Source organism: Bradyrhizobium sp. T-12 (assembly GCF_058314695.1).
In genome coordinates, this window is sequence record NZ_CM177756.1 from 3179325 (window position 1) to 3195460 (window position 16136).

The window sequence follows — 16136 nt, forward strand, 5'->3', positions numbered from 1 at the left end:
CCTCATCGCGATGCTAAAAGCGATGCCAATAAGAAGGGTTTTGCCATGATCTCACTCGCCGACCTGCAGCGCCGCATTGAAGCCGGCGAGTTGTCGCCCGATGCCGCGATCGCCCAATCGCATGCGGCGATCGAGGCCAAGGAGAAGGACGTCCGCGCCTTCGTCCGTCACGACAAGGCTGCGAAGGCGCAAGGCTCGGGCCCGCTGCGCGGCATCGCGGTTGGCATCAAGGACATCATCGACACCGCCGACATGCCGACCGAGATGGGCTCGGAGATCTATCGCGGCTGGCAGCCGCGCGCCGATGCGGCCGTCGTGATGATGCTGAAGCGGGCGGGCGCCACCATCATCGGCAAGACCACGACCACGGCATTTGCCTCGCGCGATCCGACCCCAACGCTCAATCCGCACAATCCCGGCCATTCGCCGGGCGGCTCGTCCTCGGGCTCGGCGGCCGCCGTCGGCGCCGGCATGATCCCGCTGGCGCTGGGCACCCAGACCGGCGGCTCGGTGATCCGGCCCGCGGCCTATTGCGGGACCGCCGCGATCAAGCCCTCGTTCCGTATGCTGCCGACGGTGGGCGTGAAGTGTTATTCGTGGGCACTCGACACGGTCGGCCTGTTCGGCGCGCGTGCGGAGGATCTTGCGCGCGGACTCCTGGCGATGACAGGCCGTACCGAATTCTCCGGCATCGTTCCGGCGAAGGCACCGCGCATCGGCGTGGTCAGGCAGGAGTTTGCAGGCAGCGTCGAGCCGGCGGCCGAAGAGGGCTTGCTGGCCGCGGTCAAGGCGGCGGAGCGCGCCGGTGCCAGCGTGCAGGCCATCGACCTGCCCGGGGCGGTGCAGGAGGCCTGGCGCATCCACCCCATCGTCCAGGATTTCGAGGCGCATCGCGCGCTGGCTTGGGAGTTTTCCGAGCGTCACGACGAGATCGCGCCGATGCTGCGGGCGAGCCTCGATGCGACGGCCCATCTGACGCCGAAAGAATATGACGAGGCCCGCCGGATCAGCCGTCGGGGCCGCCGCGAACTCGGCGAATTGTTCGAGGGCATCGATGTGCTCCTGACCTATTCGGCGCCGGGCACCGCGCCGGCCAAAGCGCTCGCGACCACAGGCGATCCCCGCTACAACCGGCTCTGGACCTTGATGGGCAATCCTTGCGTCAACGTGCCGGTGCTGAAGGCGGGTGGCCTGCCGATCGGTGTGCAGGTGATCGCACGCTTTGGCAACGACGCGCGCGCGCTCGCGACGGCGTGGTTCCTGGAGGAAGCGCTGGCGAAGTCAGGTTAGCGCGGGCTCGGGAGCGGCGAGGGTCTGTGCAGACGCGGAAGGCGGCGCGGCGGTCTTGGCATCTTGCCCGAGCCAGCGCTCGGCGGCTGCGCGGCCGCTCCGGTACAGCAGCCGGATGAAGCCGCGGCCGAGATCGGTCGATGAGCGCTGCGCCAGGCCGTCAATGGAGTCTTCGGCCGCGATGCGGGTGAGCCGCAGCGACGATGCCGCGTGCGATTGGGCCCATGTGATCGCCGCAATCTCGGCATTGAGCGCAGCGTTGGCCGCGATCTGGTCGAGCCGGCGGTCGATCGCGGCGAGGGTGATCGGCACATAGCTGTCGCGCGCCGGCGTGACCTGGACGAGCAGGACGTCGGACGTCGTCGTCTCCTGCGCGAGGCGCAGCAGGGGCGGATTGCCGCCGAAGCCGCCGTCCCAATAGGCCTCGCCGTCGATCTCGACGGCGCAGTGAACCAGCGGCGGACAGGTCGAGGCCAGCGCGACGTCGGCGGTCACAGCGTCGTTGCGGAAGATCTGCTGCTGTCCGTCGCGGATCCGCGTCGCTGCGATCAGGAGTCTTGGTGCGTTCGGATCGCTCAGCGCCGCGAAATTGATGTCGCGCGACAGTGCCTGCCTGAGCGGATCGAGATCGACCGGATCGAACTGGCCGGAGCGCAGCGTCGGACCAAACGCGACCGAGCTTCCCGCCGGCGAGAAACCGCCGACCAGCATCAGCGAGCGGAACGAGGCCTCGTGCATCAAGCGGAGCCAGAACCGGCTCAGCCGGCTGCGCGCGGCTTCACGGCCGCCTTCGGCAAGACCGGAGGCGAGGAGGAGTGCATTGATGGCCCCGGCGCTGGCGCCGCTGATCGTGTCGATCTCGATCGGCTCTTCCAGCAGCCGCTCCAGCACGCCCCAGGTGAAGGCGGCAAAGGTGCCGCCGCCCTGCAGGGCCAGCGAGAGTCTTCGCGGCGGCCATTGACCGGGGCGCGTCTGCTCAACTCGCGCAGCGGTCGTTACGACCTCCATCGGCGCAGGCGCCGGCACAACGGGGGCGGGCGCCGAAACGGACGCGGGCTTTGGCGGTGGAGGCGGCGGCGCGGGCGCATCGGACCAGATGGAGGTCGCCGACAGCAGCCGGCTTGCCGCAGTGCCCTGCGAACCACCGTCATCCCGCGTGCCGTCAATCTTCTCGCTCATTCTGAGCAACCGCGTAACGCCATTTGCCCTGTCAGGATGACAGGCGTGGAACCTGTACGCCACTGCCTGCCGCGAGTCAGCGGCGAGTTGCGAACAGGATTTGACATATAATGCAGAGAGGGGCTTCGGTATCCGTAGATGCCCTGGCTGTCGTCGGCGCGACTACGCCTTCTCGCCGATCCGGCTTTCCTTGCCCGCTTGCAGCCGCTTGATGTTCTCGCGATGCGCGTAGAACATCAGCAGCGTCAGCACCGCGAACAATGCTGCGAGTGCGAGGTGCCCGAACCACCACAGGAAGATCGGCGTGATGAACGCCGCCACCAGTGCCGACAGCGACGAGTAGCGGGTAGTGAAGGCGGTCGCGAGCCAGAGCAGGCAGAACACCACCATGCCGGGCCAGAACAGGCCGAGCAGGACGCCGATATAGGTCGCGACGCCCTTGCCGCCCTTGAACTGGAGCCAGACCGGGAAGAGATGGCCGAGGAAGGCACCGAGCCCGGCCACCATGGCGGCATTGGGCCCTGCGAGGTAGCCGGCGATCACCACGGCGGCGGTGCCCTTGAGCGCATCGAGCAACAGGGTGCCGGCGGCAAGGCCCTTGCTCCCGGTGCGCAGCACATTGGTGGCGCCGATGCTGCCAGAGCCGATCGAGCGGATATCCTGCGTGCCGGCGAGCCGGGTCAGGACCAGGCCGAACGGAATCGAGCCGAGCAGATAGCCGATGACGAAGGCCACCGGCAGGAAGGCTTCAAGCCCCATGACGGAAGCTCCAAAGGCTGGATTTCAGGTCAGACATGCTCGTACACCGTGCGGCCGCCGACAATGGTGCGCACCACGCGGCCTGTAAAGCGGGCCTCGTCGAACGGGGTGTTCTTGCAGGGCGATTTGAGGTCGGCGGGATCGACCACCCAGGGCACGTCGGGGTCGATCACGATGACGTCGGCCGGGCTGCCGGCGCGCAGGGTTCCGCCAGGCAGGCCGAGCAGCTCGGCCGGGCGGGTCGACATCGCGCGGATCAGCGTCTTCAGGTCCATCTCGCCATTGTGCACGAGGCGCAGGCCCGCCGGCAGCATGGTCTCGAGGCCGACGGCGCCCGGGGCCGCTTCGGCGAACGGCAGGCGCTTGACCTCGACGTCCTGCGGATTGTGGTCGGACATGATGACGTCGAGCAGGCCGGAGGCCACCGCGGCCACCAGCGCGCTGCGGTGGTCCTCGCTGCGCAGCGGGGGCGACAGCTTCAGGAAGGAACGGTAGGGGCCGATGTCGTTCTCGTTCAGCGCCAGATGGTTGATCGAGACCGAGGCGCTGACGGCGAGCCCGGAATCGCGGGCGCGCTGCAGGATGTCGAGGGAGTCGATGCAGCTCAGCGAGGCCGCGTGATAGCGGCCGCCGGTCAGGGCGACGAGGCGCATGTCGCGTTCGAGGATGACGGCTTCGGCGGCACTCGGGATGCCCATCAGGCCGAGGCGCGATGCGAACTCGCCTTCGTTCATCACGCCTTCGCCGACGAGATCGGGGTCCTCGGTGAAGTGCACGATCAGCGCGTCGAAATCGCGCGCATAGGTCAGCGCGCGACGCATCACCTGCGCATTGGTCACGCTTCTGGTGGTATCGCTGAAGGCGATCGCGCCTGCGGCCTTGAGCAGGCCGAACTCGGTCATCTCCTGGCCGTGCATGCCCTTGGTGAGGGCGGCCATCGGCTGGATGTTGACGATCGCGGTGTCGCGGGCGCGGCGCATCACGAAATCGACCGTCGCCGAATTGTCGATCACCGGCGAGGTGTCGGGCTGGCAGATGATGGTGGTGATGCCGCCGGTCGCGGCGGCCTGGCTGGCGGTGGCAAAGGTCTCGCGATGGCTGAAGCCAGGTTCGCCGACGAAGGCGCGCATGTCGACGAGGCCGGGCGCGACGATCTTGCCGGAGCAGTTGACGATGTCGGTGCCCTCGGGGACGCCGGCCGCGCCAATGCCGCGGCGGGTCTCGCGGATGGTGCCGTCGGCAATCAGGACGTCGCCGACACCGTCGAAATCCCTGGAGGGATCGACGACGCGGGCGTTGGCGAGCAGGATGGGGCGGCGATCGGTCAACATCGGCATCACGCGTTCGGCAGGTTACGGGCGAGCGCTTCCAGCACCGCCATGCGCACGGCGACGCCCATCTCCACCTGTTCGCGGATCAGGGACTGCGCGCCGTCGGCCACGATCGAGTCGATCTCGACGCCGCGGTTCATGGGGCCGGGATGCATCACGAGGGCGTCCGGCTTGGCGTAGGCGAGCTTCTTCTGGTCGAGTCCGAAATAATGGAAATATTCGGATGACGACGGCACGAAGGAGCCGTTCATGCGCTCGCGCTGCAGCCGCAGCATCATGACGATGTCGGCGCCGTTGAGACCCTCGCGCATGTCGCGCGCGACCTCGACGCCCATCCGCTCGATGCCGGGCGGCAGCAGCGTGGAGGGGCCGACGACGCGGACGCGGGCGCCCATGGTGTTGAGCAGGATGATGTTGGAGCGGGCGACGCGCGAATGCAGCACGTCGCCGCAGATCGCGACCACGAGCCCCTCGATGCGGCCCTTATTGCGGCGGATGGTGAGCGCGTCGAGCAGCGCCTGGGTCGGATGCTCATGCGCGCCGTCGCCGGCATTGATCACGGAACCGTCAACCTTGCGCGCCAGCAGTTCCACCGCGCCGGAGGCGTGATGGCGCATCACCAGGATGTCCGGGTGCATGGCGTTCAGCGTCATCGCGGTGTCGATCAGCGTCTCGCCCTTCTTGATGGACGAGGAGGCGACCGACATGTTCATGACGTCCGCGCCGAGCCGCTTGCCCGCGAGCTCGAACGAGGACTGGGTCCGGGTGGAGGCCTCGAAGAAGAGGTTCACCTGCGTCCGTCCCCGCAGGACGGTGCGCTTCTTGTCAACCTGGCGGTTGAGCTCGACATATTCTTCGGACAGGTCGAGCAGGCCGGTGATGTCGGCCGCGGAGAGGCCCTCGATGCCCAGCAAATGCCGGTGGCCGAGGACGAAGGTCGATTTCGATGTCATTAAAACGAGAGCTATAGGCGTGGACGGCGGGGTGAGCAAGGGCCAATGCCGGGGCGGGGAGTTATCCCCTGATCTGTCGGTTTGTCCTCTCCGTCATGCCCGGGCTTGTCCCGGGCATCCACGTTCTTGCACTGTGGCCGCAGAAAGGTCGTGGATGGCCGGGACAAGCCCGGCCATGACGTGTGGATGGATATTGTGAAATCAGTTCGAATTGCGATCGTCGTTGTCTTTGCTGCCTCATCCGCCCACGCCCAATCGCTCCCCGGCGATTTCGTTTATTTGCGCGACATCGACCCCAGCATCATCCAGGACATCCGCTACGCCACATCCAACAATTTCGTCGGCCGTCCGCTCGCCGGCTACAATGCGGGTGAATGCGTGGTGAAGCGCGAAGTCGGGCTGCGGCTGAAGGCGGTGCAGCAGGAGCTCACCGCGCAAAATCTCTCGCTCAAGATGTTCGACTGCTACCGGCCGGCGCGGGCCTCGCTCGACATGGTCAAGTGGTCTCAGAACGGTCACGAGACCGCCGCCGGGCGGCGCTACAATCCGAAGATCCCGAAGACCGAGCTGTTCCGCCTCGGCTACATCGCCAGCCGCTCGCAGCATTCCACCGGTGCGGCGCTCGATTTGACCTTGGTCGATCTGAAAGCTGACAACTCCGCCAAATACGACCCATCAAGGACCTATGCCGATTGCACCGCGCCGGTCGAAGCGCGCGCCCCCGAAGGCAGTGTCGACATGGGGACCGGCTACGACTGTACCGACACGAAGGGCCATACTGCGGCACCATCGATCACGCCGGAGCAGCGCAGCTGGCGCAAGCGGCTGGTGGCTGCGATGGCCAGGCAAGGCTTTGTGAACTATTCGAAAGAGTGGTGGCATTTTTCCCTGCCGGGGGCCGGTGGAGCGGCCTATGATTTCCCGATCCAGCCGCGGCGGAACTGATTCCGCGCCGAGGAACCTGATGACGCAGCCGAGCTTTGCGACCCACGAGGTCTTCAATCAGTCACCGCCGTTCGAGGAAATCGACCTGTTCACGGTGGACCGGCCGCTGGTCGATGCGGTGAAGGCCAATGGCGGTGCGGCGGCGGAGCGCGAGCTCTCTGCATTCGGCAAGCAATGGGGCTCGGCGGCGATGGCCGATCGCGGTCGCCTCGCAAACGAGAACACGCCGAAGCTGCGCACTTTCGACGCAAAAGGCAATCGCCGCGACCAGGTCGAGTTTCACCCGGCCTATCACGAGCTCATGGCGCACAGCGCGCATGCCGGCGTGCACAATTCGACATGGACGGCGGACGGAAAGCCCGCGGGCGATGCCGCTGAAGTCATTCGTGCGGCCAAATTCTACATGGCCGCGCAGGTCGAGACCGGCCATCTCTGCCCGATCACGATGACGCGCGCCTCGGTCGGTGCGCTGGCGATGCAGCCGGATCTGCTGGCGCGCGTGATGCCGGTGCTGTCGAGCAGGAGTTACGACCCGAGCTTTGCACCGTGGTGGCAGAAGCGCGGCATGACGCTCGGCATGGGCATGACCGAGAAGCAGGGCGGCACCGACGTGCGCTCCAACATGACGCGCGCGGTGCGCGAGGGCGATGCCTATCGCATCACCGGCCATAAATGGTTCATGTCGGCGCCGATGTGCGATGCCTTCCTGGTGCTGGCGCAGGCCGAGCAGGGGCTGACCTGCTTCTTCATGCCGCGCTTTGCACCCGACGGTTCCGTGAATGCGATCCAGTTCCAGCGGCTGAAGGAGAAGCTCGGCAACCGCTCCAATGCGTCGTCCGAAGTCGAATTCGTCGGCGCCTATGCGCAAGCGGTTGGCGAGGAGGGCAAGGGCATCCGGACCATCATCCAGATGGTGCAGCTGACGCGGCAGGATTGCGCGATCGCCTCCGTCGGCCTGATGCGCTCGGGGCTGGCGCACGCGCTACATCACGCCCGTCACCGCAGCGTGTTCCAGAAGCATCTGGCCGATCAGCCCCTGATGCAGGCCGTGCTGTCGGACATGGCGCTGCATGTCGAGGCGAGCACGGCGCTGATCATGCGACTCTGCCGCGCCTTCGACCGCACGCCGCACGATGCGGCGGAGGCGGCCTATATGCGGCTGCTCACGCCGGCGATCAAATACTGGACTTGCAAGAGCGCGCCGCCGTTCCTCTATGAGGCCATGGAGTGCCTCGGCGGCAATGGCTATGTCGAGGACGGCATTCTGGCGCGGCACTACAGGGAGTCGCCGGTCAACGCGATCTGGGAAGGCTCGGGCAACGTGATGTGCCTCGACGTGCTCCGCGCACTCTCGCGCGAGCCGGAGGCGGCGACGGCCGTGCTGCAATCGTTGGCGGCCGAGACGAAGGGTTTGCCGGGGGCGGGGGATGCGGTCGGCTTCATCGGCAAGACCTTCCGCCGCGCCGATGGCGAACGCATGGCGCGGCTTGCCGTCGAGAAGCTCGCTCTGCTGGCCGCGGCTGCGGCGCTGAACGGCGTGTCGCCGCGCCATGCCGAATTGTTCGCGGCGACGCGGCTCGCCACTAACCACGCCAGCATGTACGGCGCGGTCGAGCTGGAGAGCGCCGAGGTCCGCGCGCTGCTGGATCGGGCGCTGCCGTGAGTCTTCCAAACGAAAGCGTCTTGATGGACTCCCTCGATCCCGACCGTCCCCCGCTGACCGTGGCGCCAGCGACGCCACGCGTCTGGAAGTTCTGGGGCACGGCCCTGTGGGGCCTCTTCATCTTCGTCGCGATGTTCGTCGGACAGATCGGCGCCGTCGTCCTGCTGGTGGCGCAGCGTGGTCTGCCCATGGACTTCGCCTCGCTCCAGCTCGTCGGCCACGAGCCCCAGACGCTTGCGCTCTCGGTCGTCATGGGCCTGCCGGCGACGCTTCTGGCAGTGTGGCTCGCCATCGCCATCAAGAAGGCTTCCTTCATCGATTATCTCGCCCTGCACTGGCCGTCCTGGAAGCAGCTCCTGTTCGGCGCTGTCGGCCTCATCCTGATCGTGGTGGTCTGGGAGACGATGTCGCGCGCGCTCGGCCGCGAGGCGACGCCGGGCTTCATGACCGATCTGCTGAAATCCGGCCGCGACAAGGGCGCGGCGCTGTTGCTTCTGTTCGCCTTCAGCGTGGCCGCCCCGATGTCCGAAGAGATCCTGGCGCGCGGCTTCCTCTATCGCGGCTGGTCGGCGAGCTTCCTGCGGGTGCCGGGCGCGATCCTGCTGTCGTCCCTGGCGTGGACCATCGTTCATCTGCAATACGACATGTACTTCCTCGCCGAAGTCTTCACCATCGGTCTGTGGTTCGGCTACATGCGCTATCGCGCGAATTCGCTCTGGCTCACCATCGTGCTGCACGCGCTGAACAATCTGACCGCGGTGGTGCTGACGATGTGGCTGGGGAGTTAGGCCGCCAGCGCGATCGCGATCGGCATCGTGATCGCGGCCAAGATCGTCTGCAGCGTGATGATCTGCGCCAGCAGCGGCGCGTCGCCGCCCATCTGGCGTGCCAGGACATAGGCGCTCGACGAGGTCGGCACCGCCGAGCAGATCGCGACGATCGCCAGGCTTTCGCCCGACAGTCCGAACCAGACGGCGAGAGCGAGGGCGATTGCCGGCATCAGCACCAGCTTGAAGACGACGCCCAGCGCAGCGCCGACGCTCGGCCGCAGCAGGCCTTCGAGATGCAGGCCGGCGCCGGTGACGAGCAGGCCGATCGCGAGCGAGGAGCGGCTGAGCGGGTCGGCCACCTCATGCCAGAGCTTTGGCAGCGGCAAATGGGTAACATTGATGAAGAGCCCGATCGCGCAGGCCCAGATCAGGGGATTGCGAACCACCGTCATGACGATGGTGCGGCCGGATTGCTTTTCGGGCGCTGCGTAATGGGCGAGCACGGCGACGCTGAACACGTTGACGAGCGGGATGATGGCGACCATGGCGACCGAAGCGAGCGCCAGTCCGACATCGCCGAACATGTTGGCGCAGACGGACAGTCCCACGAAGGTCTGCCAGCGGGTCGCGCCCTGGAAGATCGAGGTGAAGGCGGGGCCGTCGATCCCGAGCCGCGCCAGGGCAGGGCGGAGCGCGAGGCAGAGCAGCGACATTGCCAGCGCCGACAGCAGCAGCGCGCCGCCAACGCCGGCGACCGGCACTTTGGAGAGATCGGCTTTCACCAGCGTCTGGATCAGCAGCATCGGAAACAGCACGAAATAGGTCAGCCGCTCCAGCCCGTGCCATTGCGTGTCGAGCCGCATCAGGCTGCGCTTCAGCACGACGCCGAGTACGATGAGGATGAAGACCGGCAGCAGCGCCGCGATGACGACGGCCATCGGTCAGGCGGTCCTTGGACCGAGATTGACGAGACGGTCAAGCGCACCTTGCAGGATGAAGATTGCGGCGTGCTCGTCGATCACCTCGGCACGCTTGGCGCGGCTGACGTCCATGCCGATCAGCTCGCGCTCGACCGCCGCGGTCGAGAGGCGCTCGTCCCACAGGCCGATGGGGAGGGCGGTCAGACCGGCAAGATTGCGGGCGAAGGCGCGGGTGGATTGCGCGCGCGGGCCCTCGCTGCCGTCCATGTTGATGGGAAGGCCGAGCACGAAACCAACCACCCTGCGCTCCGCCGCAATCGACAGCAGCCGGGCGGCGTCCTGCTTGAATTGTTTGCGCTGGATCGTCTCGACGCCGGTCGCAAGCCGCCGATCCGGGTCGGACACGGCAACGCCGATGGTCTTGGTGCCCAAATCGAGCCCGACCAGCGCGCCGCGCGCGGGCCAGTGGGTTGCAGCGTCGACGAGTGGCAGGATAAGAGCCGGCATGTGTAGCGCATATCACGCGTTGCGCCGCGGAGTGAACCCGGAACAATGGATGCGCTGACATTATTCGGCCTGTTCGCCGTCACGGCGATGCTGGTCACTTACGCCATGGAAGACCGCAGCCATTGGTTCGTGCTGCTGTTCGCCGCGTCCTGCGCGCTCGGCTCGGCCTACGGCTTTCTTCAGGGAGCCTGGCCGTTCGGTCTCGTCGAAGCGATCTGGTCCGTCGTGGCGTTGCGGCGATGGCACCTCAGGCCGCGATGACCTCCTCGTCGGTCTTCAGGCAAGCGGCAAAGCCGCTCAGCGCGCTGGCTTGATGTCCGGCGCTTCGTTGGACGAAGAGCGTCTCGACGCGCGCATGCGCGGCGCTGAGCGTGTGGATCGAGACGTTGCCGTTCATGGCGCTGCGTTCGACCACCGCACGCGGCAGCAATGTCACGCCCATGTCGGCGGCGACGCATCCGATCATGCCGTCGAGCGTGCCGAGCTCGAAGCGCGCGGCCGAAGGCCAGCCGTAATCGACGAAGATCTGCTCGAGCCGTTGGCGATAGGTGCAGCCGGTGCGGAACACCAATGCGGTCGGGCCGGATTCCGGCGTGCCGGCGCGCAGCTCGGCGAGCGAAGCCCAGCGCCGCGCGCTGACCAGCACCAGCTCCTCGCGAAAAGCGCTCGTTGCGGTGAGGTCGGCATGCGCGATGGGGCCCGCGACAAAAGCGCCGTCGAGCGCGCCTTCGAGCACGGCTGCGACCAAATCGGCCGTGGGGGCGGTGCGCAAGGAGAGCCGCACGGCGGGAAAGCGGCGATGAAAATCGGCGAGCAGGGGCGGCAGCCGCACCGCTGCAGTCGTTTCCATCGAGCCGATTGCAAGTGGTCCCTTGGGTTCGCCATCGTCGCGCGCGGCAAGCACGGCCTCGTGCGACAGCGCAGCCATCCGCTCTGCATAGGGCAGGAGGCGCTTGCCGGCGCCGGTGAGTGTCATGCCCCGGCTATGGCGTTCGAACAGCGGGGTGCCGATCTCCGCCTCCAGTGCCTTGACGCGCTGGGTGACGTTGGATTGCACGGTATTCAGCTCCTGCGCGGCGCGGGTGATACCGCCGGTGCGGGCCACAATCGCGAAGGTCTGGAGATCGCTTAGTTCCATGGCCCGTTTCTCTTTTGAGATGGCAGCGTTCTGTAGAATTCAATTTTGAAGAATGATATTTGCGCCTAGTCTTCCTGTCCAGAGTGGGAGGACGCATGCCGATTGCCACGCCGCTGACGGAGCTTCTCGGGATCAGGCATCCGATCCTGTCGGCTCCCATGGATACGATCGCGGGCAGTCGGCTGACCCGCGCCGTCAGCGAGGCTGGCGGCTTCGGCATCCTGGGTGGTGGATACGGCGACCCCGTCCGGCTTCGGACGGAAGCCGCAGAGCTGAAGGGCTTTGCGCCGTTCGGGATCGGCTTAATCACCTGGAGCCTGGCCAAGCAGCCCGAGCTGCTCGACATCGCGCTCGACGCTGGTCCTCAGGCCATCATGCTGTCATTCGGCGATCCCGCGCCGTTCGCGCCGCGCATTGCGGCGAGCGGTGCCCGGTTGATCTGCCAGGTGCAGAGCGAGGACATGGCCAGGCAGGCGCTCGATGCCGGCGCGGATATCCTGATCGCACAGGGGACGGAGGCGGGCGGCCATGGCGCATCGCGCACCACGGTCGACATCGTGCCTGCGATCGTCGATCTCGCGGCCGGACGGGTGCCCGTCGTCGCGGCCGGCGGGATCGCCGACGGAAGGGGCCTCGCCGCCATGATGATGCTGGGCGCATCCGCCGTGCTGATCGGCACGCGTTTCTATGCGAGCGTGGAGGCCAATGGCGCGCAGGAGGCCAAGGAACGCATTCGCATGGCGACCGGCAACGACACGGTGCGCGGCGTCGTCGTTGACTGGTCGCGAGGCCTGTTCTGGCCAGCCCCGTTCACGGCACGAACGCTGGTCAACGATCACATCAGGCGCTGGACCGGCCGCGAGGTCGAGCTGATGCAGCGCGTAGATGAGGTCGCTGTGGAATATGCGGCGGCAAAAGCCGCGGGTAATTTCGAGGTTGCCGCAGTCTTTGCCGGCGAGGCAGTCGGGCTGATCCATGATATCCCGCCTGCCGCCGAGATCGTCGAACGGATTGCGACCGAAGCGGAGCAACTGCTGGAAGGAAGACGCAATTCGAGTGCCTTTCCTTCTCCCCTTGTGGGAGAAGGTGGCGCGCAGCGCCGGATGAGGGGTTCTATCCGCGGAGAATAAAGTCCAATCCGAGAAGTTTGCTTCCGCGGATGCAAACCCCTCACCCGTCTCGCCGCTATGCGGCGAGCCACCCTCTCCCACAAGGGGAGAGGGTCAGAACGAGAGAGCAAACCCATGTGGCCTGACCGTCGATTGATCGACCTCTTCAAGACTGAATTTCCCATCGTGCTGGCGCCGATGGCCGGTGTGATGGATGCGGAGCTGGTGATTGCGGCGGCGCAGGGCGGCGCGCTGGGCTCTTTGCCTTGCGCGATGCTGTCGCCGGAGAAGATCCGGGAGCAGGTCGCCACCATCCGCAAGGGCGTGACGGCGCCTGTCAATCTGAACTTCTTCTGCCACACGCCGGTCGAACTCACGCAAGAGGCGGAGGCGCGCTGGAAGCAGCGCCTTGCAGACTACTACCGGCAACACGGCCTCGACCCGGCAGCGCCGGTCAATGCGGCCAACCGGGCACCGTTCGATGAGGCGATGTGCGCGGTTGTGGAAGAGCTGAAGCCGGAAGTCGTCAGCTTCCATTTTGGTCTGCCGGAGAAGGCGCTGCTCGACCGGGTCAGAGCGGCCGGATGTCTCGTGATTGCGTCGGCCACGACGGTGAAGGAGGCCGTCTGGCTCGATCAACGCGGTGTCGATGCCGTGATCGCGCAAGGCGCGGAGGCCGGCGGCCATCGCGGCATGTTCCTGACCGACAAGATCGCGGAGCAACCCGGCAATCTTGCGTTGGTGCCGCAGATCGTCGACGCCGTGAAGGTGCCCGTCATTGCCGCCGGCGGCATCGCGGACGGACGCGGCATCGCCGCGGCCTTCGCGCTCGGTGCCTCCGGCGTGCAGATCGGCAGCGCGTACCTGCGCTGTCCGGAATCCAAGGTGACCGCGGCGGGGCGCGCCGCATTGGCCGAAGGACGCGACGATTCCACCGTCATCACCAATGTCATGACGGGGCGGCCGGCGCGCGGCGTCCAGAATCGGCTGATGCGCGAAGCGGGCCCGATCTCGGCGGATGCGCCGCCGTTCCCCCACGCCGCGACGGCTCTGGCACCGCTCAAGGCGGCAGCCGAGAAGCAGGGCCGCCCGGATTTCACCAATCTCTGGGCTGGACAGGCGATCGCCATGGGCCGGGAGCTTCCCGCGGCCGAATTGACCCGGGATATCGCCAAATCGGCGCTGGCCCGCATGAAAGCGCTGGCCGGCTAAGCCCGCCGGCCGGTTGCGGCGCAAAAGCGGCCTCTGCTATACGGCACATAGGTTTTGCCGTGAGAGGCCTTATATAATGTCCGTCGACGCCGCTACCGTCCGCCGCATCGCGCATCTGGCGCGCATTGCGGTTTCCGAGGACGAGGTTCCGCATCTGCAGGGCGAGCTCAACGCCATGCTCGCCTTCGTCGAGCAGCTCTCGGAAGTCAATGTCGAGGGTGTGGAGCCCATGACCTCGGTCACCCCGATGCAGATGAAGAAGCGGCAGGACGTGGTCGATGACGGCGGGATTGCCGACGAAATCGTTGCCAACGCGCCCGCGACCGAGGGGCACTTCTTCTTGGTGCCGAAGGTGGTTGAATAATTCTCAGGACCAAGTCCGATGTGTCTGCTTTGCGACGATGAGAAGGCCTATCAGGCCTACATGAATTACCTCGACAAGATGGAGCGGCAGGGCAAGGCTGCCGACCCCAATGTCGCCGTCAATGCCGTGCTCGACGAGATCGAGGCGGCCGCGAACGCCGCCGCCAAGAAAGACGACCCGGCCAACGACAAGACCCTGTCTCCGTTCTTCTGCAGCCCGATCAATAAATGACCGATTTGACATCACTGACGCTCGCCGAGGCCCGCAAGGGTCTCGCCGACAAGACTTTCACGTCCCTCGAGCTGACCGACGCGCATCTGAACGCGATCGAAGCCGCGCGCGTGCTCAACGCCTTCGTGATGGAGACGCCGGACCAGGCGCGCAGCATGGCGAAGGCCGCAGACCAGAAGATCGCCAAGGGCGACGTCGGCCCGCTCGCCGGCATCCCGCTCGGCATCAAGGATCTGTTCGCGACCAAGGGCGTGCGCACCACGGCGTGCTCGAAGATTCTCGGCAATTTCGTGCCAACCTATGAGTCCACGGTGACCTCGCAGCTCTGGCGCGACGGCGCCGTGATGCTCGGCAAGCTCAACAATGACGAGTTCGCGATGGGCTCGGCCAACGAGACCTCGTGCTTCGGTCCCGTCGGCAATCCCTGGCGGCGCGAGGGCAGCAACACCACGCTGGTGCCCGGCGGCTCGTCCGGCGGCTCGGCCTCGGCCGTGGCGGCGCTCTTGTGCATGGGCGCGACCGCGACCGACACCGGCGGCTCGATCCGTCAGCCGGCGGCATTCACCGCGACCGTCGGCATCAAGCCGACCTATGGCCGCTGCTCGCGCTGGGGCATCGTCGCCTTTGCCTCCTCGCTCGACCAGGCAGGTCCCATCGCGCGCAGCGTGCGCGATGCTGCGATGCTGCTCCGCTCGATGGCCGGCCACGATCCGAAGGACACGACCTCGGTCGACATTGCCGTGCCGGATTACGAGGCCGCGATCGGCAGGTCCGTGAAGGGCATGAAGATCGGCATTCCCAAGGAATATCGCCTCGACGGCATGCCGGCCGAGATCGAGAAGCTCTGGACCGAGGGCGCGGCGTGGCTGAAGGCCGCCGGCGCGGAACTCGTCGAGGTGTCGCTGCCGCACACCAAATACGCCCTGCCGGCCTATTACATCGTGGCGCCGGCGGAGGCGTCCTCCAACCTCGCGCGCTATGACGGTGTTCGCTATGGCCTGCGCGAGCAGGGCAAGAACATCATCGAGCTCTACGAGAACACCCGCGCGGAAGGGTTTGGCGCGGAAGTGCGCCGCCGCGTCATGATCGGCACCTATGTGCTCTCGGCCGGCTATTACGACGCCTATTATTTGCGCGCCCAGAAGGTACGCACGCTGATCAAGAAGGACTTCGAGGATTGCTTCGCCAAGGGCGTCGACGCGATCCTCACCCCCGCAACGCCGTCGGCCGCCTTCGGCATCGGCGAGAAGGGCGGCGCCGATCCGGTCGAGATGTATCTCAACGACATCTTCACGGTGACCGTGAACATGGCGGGCCTGCCCGGCATCGCCGTTCCCGCCGGCAAGGACGCGCAAGGCCTGCCGCTCGGCCTGCAATTGATCGGCCGTCCCTTCGACGAGGAGACGCTGTTCTCGCTCGGCGAGGTGATCGAGCAGGCCGCCGGCCGCTTCACGCCGACGAGGTGGTGGTGAATGTCGCTGGCTTCATCGCGAGCCTCGACGGCGCGGCGCCTGCGCCGGATCTGAACGCGCCGCTTAGAGGTCTCTGGTGGGCCGCCAAGGGCGACTGGGACCAGGCCCACAAGATCGTTCAGGACGACCAGGGGCGCGACGCCGCCTGGGTGCACGCTTACTTGCACCGCGTCGAAGGCGATCTCGGCAATGCCGGCTATTGGTACCGCCAGGCCGGACGGCCGACGGCAAAGGATTCGTTGGAGGCGGAGTGGGAGCGGATCGCCACCACGCTGCTCGCTTGATCCGCGCCT

General features: G+C 66.6%; 18 protein-coding genes. 11 read left to right on the forward strand and 7 right to left on the reverse strand.

Going from position 1 to position 16136, the window contains the following annotated elements:
• The first annotated feature begins 45 nt into the window (after positions 1-45).
• Positions 46-1290, forward strand: a complete 1245-nt coding sequence (locus AC0WRY_RS14890; protein ID WP_194407693.1) for an amidase — start codon at positions 46-48, stop codon at positions 1288-1290.
• Here AC0WRY_RS14890 and AC0WRY_RS14895 read toward each other — a convergent pair.
• The 4 genes from AC0WRY_RS14895 to AC0WRY_RS14910 all read right to left on the reverse strand — a co-directional run bounded on the left by AC0WRY_RS14895 (position 1282) and on the right by AC0WRY_RS14910 (position 5512).
• A complete protein-coding gene (locus tag AC0WRY_RS14895; protein ID WP_491123299.1) occupies positions 1282-2469 on the reverse strand; it encodes a patatin-like phospholipase family protein in 1188 nt (395 codons plus the stop codon). The genes AC0WRY_RS14890 and AC0WRY_RS14895 overlap by 9 nt on opposite strands.
• A 162-nt stretch (positions 2470-2631) precedes the next feature.
• A complete protein-coding gene (plsY, locus tag AC0WRY_RS14900) occupies positions 2632-3228 on the reverse strand; it encodes a glycerol-3-phosphate 1-O-acyltransferase PlsY (RefSeq protein WP_491123300.1) in 597 nt (198 codons plus the stop codon).
• A gap of 29 nt (positions 3229-3257) precedes the next feature.
• Entirely contained in the window at positions 3258-4559 is a 1302-nt protein-coding gene (locus tag AC0WRY_RS14905) for a dihydroorotase (RefSeq protein WP_491123471.1), read from the reverse strand.
• A 5-nt stretch (positions 4560-4564) separates the two neighbouring features.
• Positions 4565-5512, reverse strand: a complete 948-nt coding sequence (locus tag AC0WRY_RS14910) for an aspartate carbamoyltransferase catalytic subunit (protein WP_194407696.1) — start codon at positions 5510-5512, stop codon at positions 4565-4567.
• A 186-nt stretch (positions 5513-5698) separates the two neighbouring features.
• On the opposite strand from AC0WRY_RS14910, the gene AC0WRY_RS14915 reads away from it, so the two are divergent.
• Genes AC0WRY_RS14915 through AC0WRY_RS14925 form a run of 3 tightly spaced genes read left to right on the forward strand, consistent with a single transcriptional unit; the run spans position 5699 to position 8908 of the window.
• Positions 5699-6457: a M15 family metallopeptidase gene (locus AC0WRY_RS14915; protein ID WP_194407697.1), complete on the forward strand. Its 759-nt coding sequence runs from the start codon at positions 5699-5701 to the stop codon at positions 6455-6457.
• Positions 6458-6476: 19 nt separating this feature from the next.
• The gene (locus AC0WRY_RS14920; RefSeq protein WP_194407698.1) at positions 6477-8120 is read left to right on the forward strand and encodes an isovaleryl-CoA dehydrogenase; all 1644 of its coding nucleotides are present in this window, start codon (positions 6477-6479) and stop codon (positions 8118-8120) included.
• A gap of 23 nt (positions 8121-8143) precedes the next feature.
• Positions 8144-8908 carry a CPBP family intramembrane glutamic endopeptidase gene (locus AC0WRY_RS14925; protein WP_194408269.1) on the forward strand — a complete coding sequence of 255 codons (765 nt, stop codon included), beginning with the start codon at positions 8144-8146 and terminating at the stop codon, positions 8906-8908.
• Here AC0WRY_RS14925 and AC0WRY_RS14930 read toward each other — a convergent pair.
• Together AC0WRY_RS14930 and ruvX are read right to left on the reverse strand one after the other, a co-directional pair.
• On the reverse strand, positions 8905-9828 hold the full coding sequence (locus AC0WRY_RS14930; RefSeq protein WP_194407699.1) for an AEC family transporter: 924 nt from the start codon (positions 9826-9828) through the stop codon (positions 8905-8907). The genes AC0WRY_RS14925 and AC0WRY_RS14930 overlap by 4 nt on opposite strands.
• 3 nt (positions 9829-9831) lie before the next feature.
• Positions 9832-10317: a Holliday junction resolvase RuvX gene (gene ruvX, locus AC0WRY_RS14935; RefSeq protein ID WP_194407700.1), complete on the reverse strand. Its 486-nt coding sequence runs from the start codon at positions 10315-10317 to the stop codon at positions 9832-9834.
• Positions 10318-10362: 45 nt separating this feature from the next.
• Here ruvX and AC0WRY_RS14940 point away from each other — a divergent pair, with 45 nt between their 5' ends.
• Positions 10363-10578, forward strand: coding sequence for a hypothetical protein (locus tag AC0WRY_RS14940; RefSeq protein ID WP_194407701.1), 216 nt, complete (start codon positions 10363-10365; stop codon positions 10576-10578).
• Here the strand turns inward: AC0WRY_RS14940 and AC0WRY_RS14945 are convergent.
• Complete coding sequence (locus AC0WRY_RS14945; RefSeq protein ID WP_194407702.1) at positions 10565-11455, reverse strand: LysR family transcriptional regulator; 891 nt, start codon at positions 11453-11455, stop codon at positions 10565-10567. The genes AC0WRY_RS14940 and AC0WRY_RS14945 overlap by 14 nt on opposite strands.
• A gap of 95 nt (positions 11456-11550) precedes the next feature.
• On the opposite strand from AC0WRY_RS14945, the gene AC0WRY_RS14950 reads away from it, so the two are divergent.
• From AC0WRY_RS14950 to AC0WRY_RS14975, 6 genes are all read left to right on the forward strand, one after another.
• Positions 11551-12585, forward strand: a complete 1035-nt coding sequence (locus tag AC0WRY_RS14950) for an NAD(P)H-dependent flavin oxidoreductase (protein WP_194407703.1) — start codon at positions 11551-11553, stop codon at positions 12583-12585.
• A 114-nt stretch (positions 12586-12699) separates the two neighbouring features.
• Positions 12700-13776 carry an NAD(P)H-dependent flavin oxidoreductase gene (locus AC0WRY_RS14955; RefSeq protein ID WP_194407704.1) on the forward strand — a complete coding sequence of 359 codons (1077 nt, stop codon included), beginning with the start codon at positions 12700-12702 and terminating at the stop codon, positions 13774-13776.
• Positions 13777-13852: 76 nt separating this feature from the next.
• A complete protein-coding gene (gatC, locus tag AC0WRY_RS14960) occupies positions 13853-14140 on the forward strand; it encodes an Asp-tRNA(Asn)/Glu-tRNA(Gln) amidotransferase subunit GatC (RefSeq protein ID WP_194407705.1) in 288 nt (95 codons plus the stop codon).
• Positions 14141-14158: 18 nt separating this feature from the next.
• Positions 14159-14371 (forward strand): hypothetical protein, encoded by a 213-nt coding sequence (locus AC0WRY_RS14965; protein ID WP_018321091.1) that lies wholly within the window; start codon positions 14159-14161, stop codon positions 14369-14371.
• Positions 14368-15843: an Asp-tRNA(Asn)/Glu-tRNA(Gln) amidotransferase subunit GatA gene (gene gatA, locus AC0WRY_RS14970; RefSeq protein ID WP_194407706.1), complete on the forward strand. Its 1476-nt coding sequence runs from the start codon at positions 14368-14370 to the stop codon at positions 15841-15843. The genes AC0WRY_RS14965 and gatA overlap by 4 nt, the downstream gene beginning before the upstream one ends.
• Positions 15834-16127, forward strand: a complete 294-nt coding sequence (locus tag AC0WRY_RS14975) for a hypothetical protein (RefSeq protein WP_194407707.1) — start codon at positions 15834-15836, stop codon at positions 16125-16127. Before gatA ends, AC0WRY_RS14975 begins: the two co-directional genes overlap by 10 nt.
• Positions 16128-16136: the final 9 nt, after the last annotated feature.

Bases quoted from the DNA above. Each gene is read 5' to 3' on its own strand.
- AC0WRY_RS14945 (WP_194407702.1), bottom strand. From the start codon at position 11,455: ATGGAACTAAGCGATCTCCAGACCTTCGCGATTGTGGCCCGCACCGGC.
- plsY (WP_491123300.1), bottom strand. From the start codon at position 3,228: ATGGGGCTTGAAGCCTTCCTGCCGGTGGCCTTCGTCATCGGCTATCTG.
- AC0WRY_RS14925 (WP_194408269.1), top strand. From the start codon at position 8,144: ATGGACTCCCTCGATCCCGACCGTCCCCCGCTGACCGTGGCGCCAGCG.
- AC0WRY_RS14915 (WP_194407697.1), top strand. From the start codon at position 5,699: ATGGATATTGTGAAATCAGTTCGAATTGCGATCGTCGTTGTCTTTGCT.
- AC0WRY_RS14965 (WP_018321091.1), top strand. From the start codon at position 14,159: ATGTGTCTGCTTTGCGACGATGAGAAGGCCTATCAGGCCTACATGAAT.
- gatC (WP_194407705.1), top strand. From the start codon at position 13,853: ATGTCCGTCGACGCCGCTACCGTCCGCCGCATCGCGCATCTGGCGCGC.
- AC0WRY_RS14950 (WP_194407703.1), top strand. From the start codon at position 11,551: ATGCCGATTGCCACGCCGCTGACGGAGCTTCTCGGGATCAGGCATCCG.
- AC0WRY_RS14930 (WP_194407699.1), bottom strand. From the start codon at position 9,828: ATGGCCGTCGTCATCGCGGCGCTGCTGCCGGTCTTCATCCTCATCGTA.
- gatA (WP_194407706.1), top strand. From the start codon at position 14,368: ATGACCGATTTGACATCACTGACGCTCGCCGAGGCCCGCAAGGGTCTC.
- AC0WRY_RS14955 (WP_194407704.1), top strand. From the start codon at position 12,700: ATGTGGCCTGACCGTCGATTGATCGACCTCTTCAAGACTGAATTTCCC.
- AC0WRY_RS14895 (WP_491123299.1), bottom strand. From the start codon at position 2,469: ATGAGCGAGAAGATTGACGGCACGCGGGATGACGGTGGTTCGCAGGGC.
- ruvX (WP_194407700.1), bottom strand. From the start codon at position 10,317: ATGCCGGCTCTTATCCTGCCACTCGTCGACGCTGCAACCCACTGGCCC.
- AC0WRY_RS14905 (WP_491123471.1), bottom strand. From the start codon at position 4,559: ATGTTGACCGATCGCCGCCCCATCCTGCTCGCCAACGCCCGCGTCGTC.
- AC0WRY_RS14920 (WP_194407698.1), top strand. From the start codon at position 6,477: ATGACGCAGCCGAGCTTTGCGACCCACGAGGTCTTCAATCAGTCACCG.
- AC0WRY_RS14910 (WP_194407696.1), bottom strand. From the start codon at position 5,512: ATGACATCGAAATCGACCTTCGTCCTCGGCCACCGGCATTTGCTGGGC.
- AC0WRY_RS14940 (WP_194407701.1), top strand. From the start codon at position 10,363: ATGGATGCGCTGACATTATTCGGCCTGTTCGCCGTCACGGCGATGCTG.
- AC0WRY_RS14890 (WP_194407693.1), top strand. From the start codon at position 46: ATGATCTCACTCGCCGACCTGCAGCGCCGCATTGAAGCCGGCGAGTTG.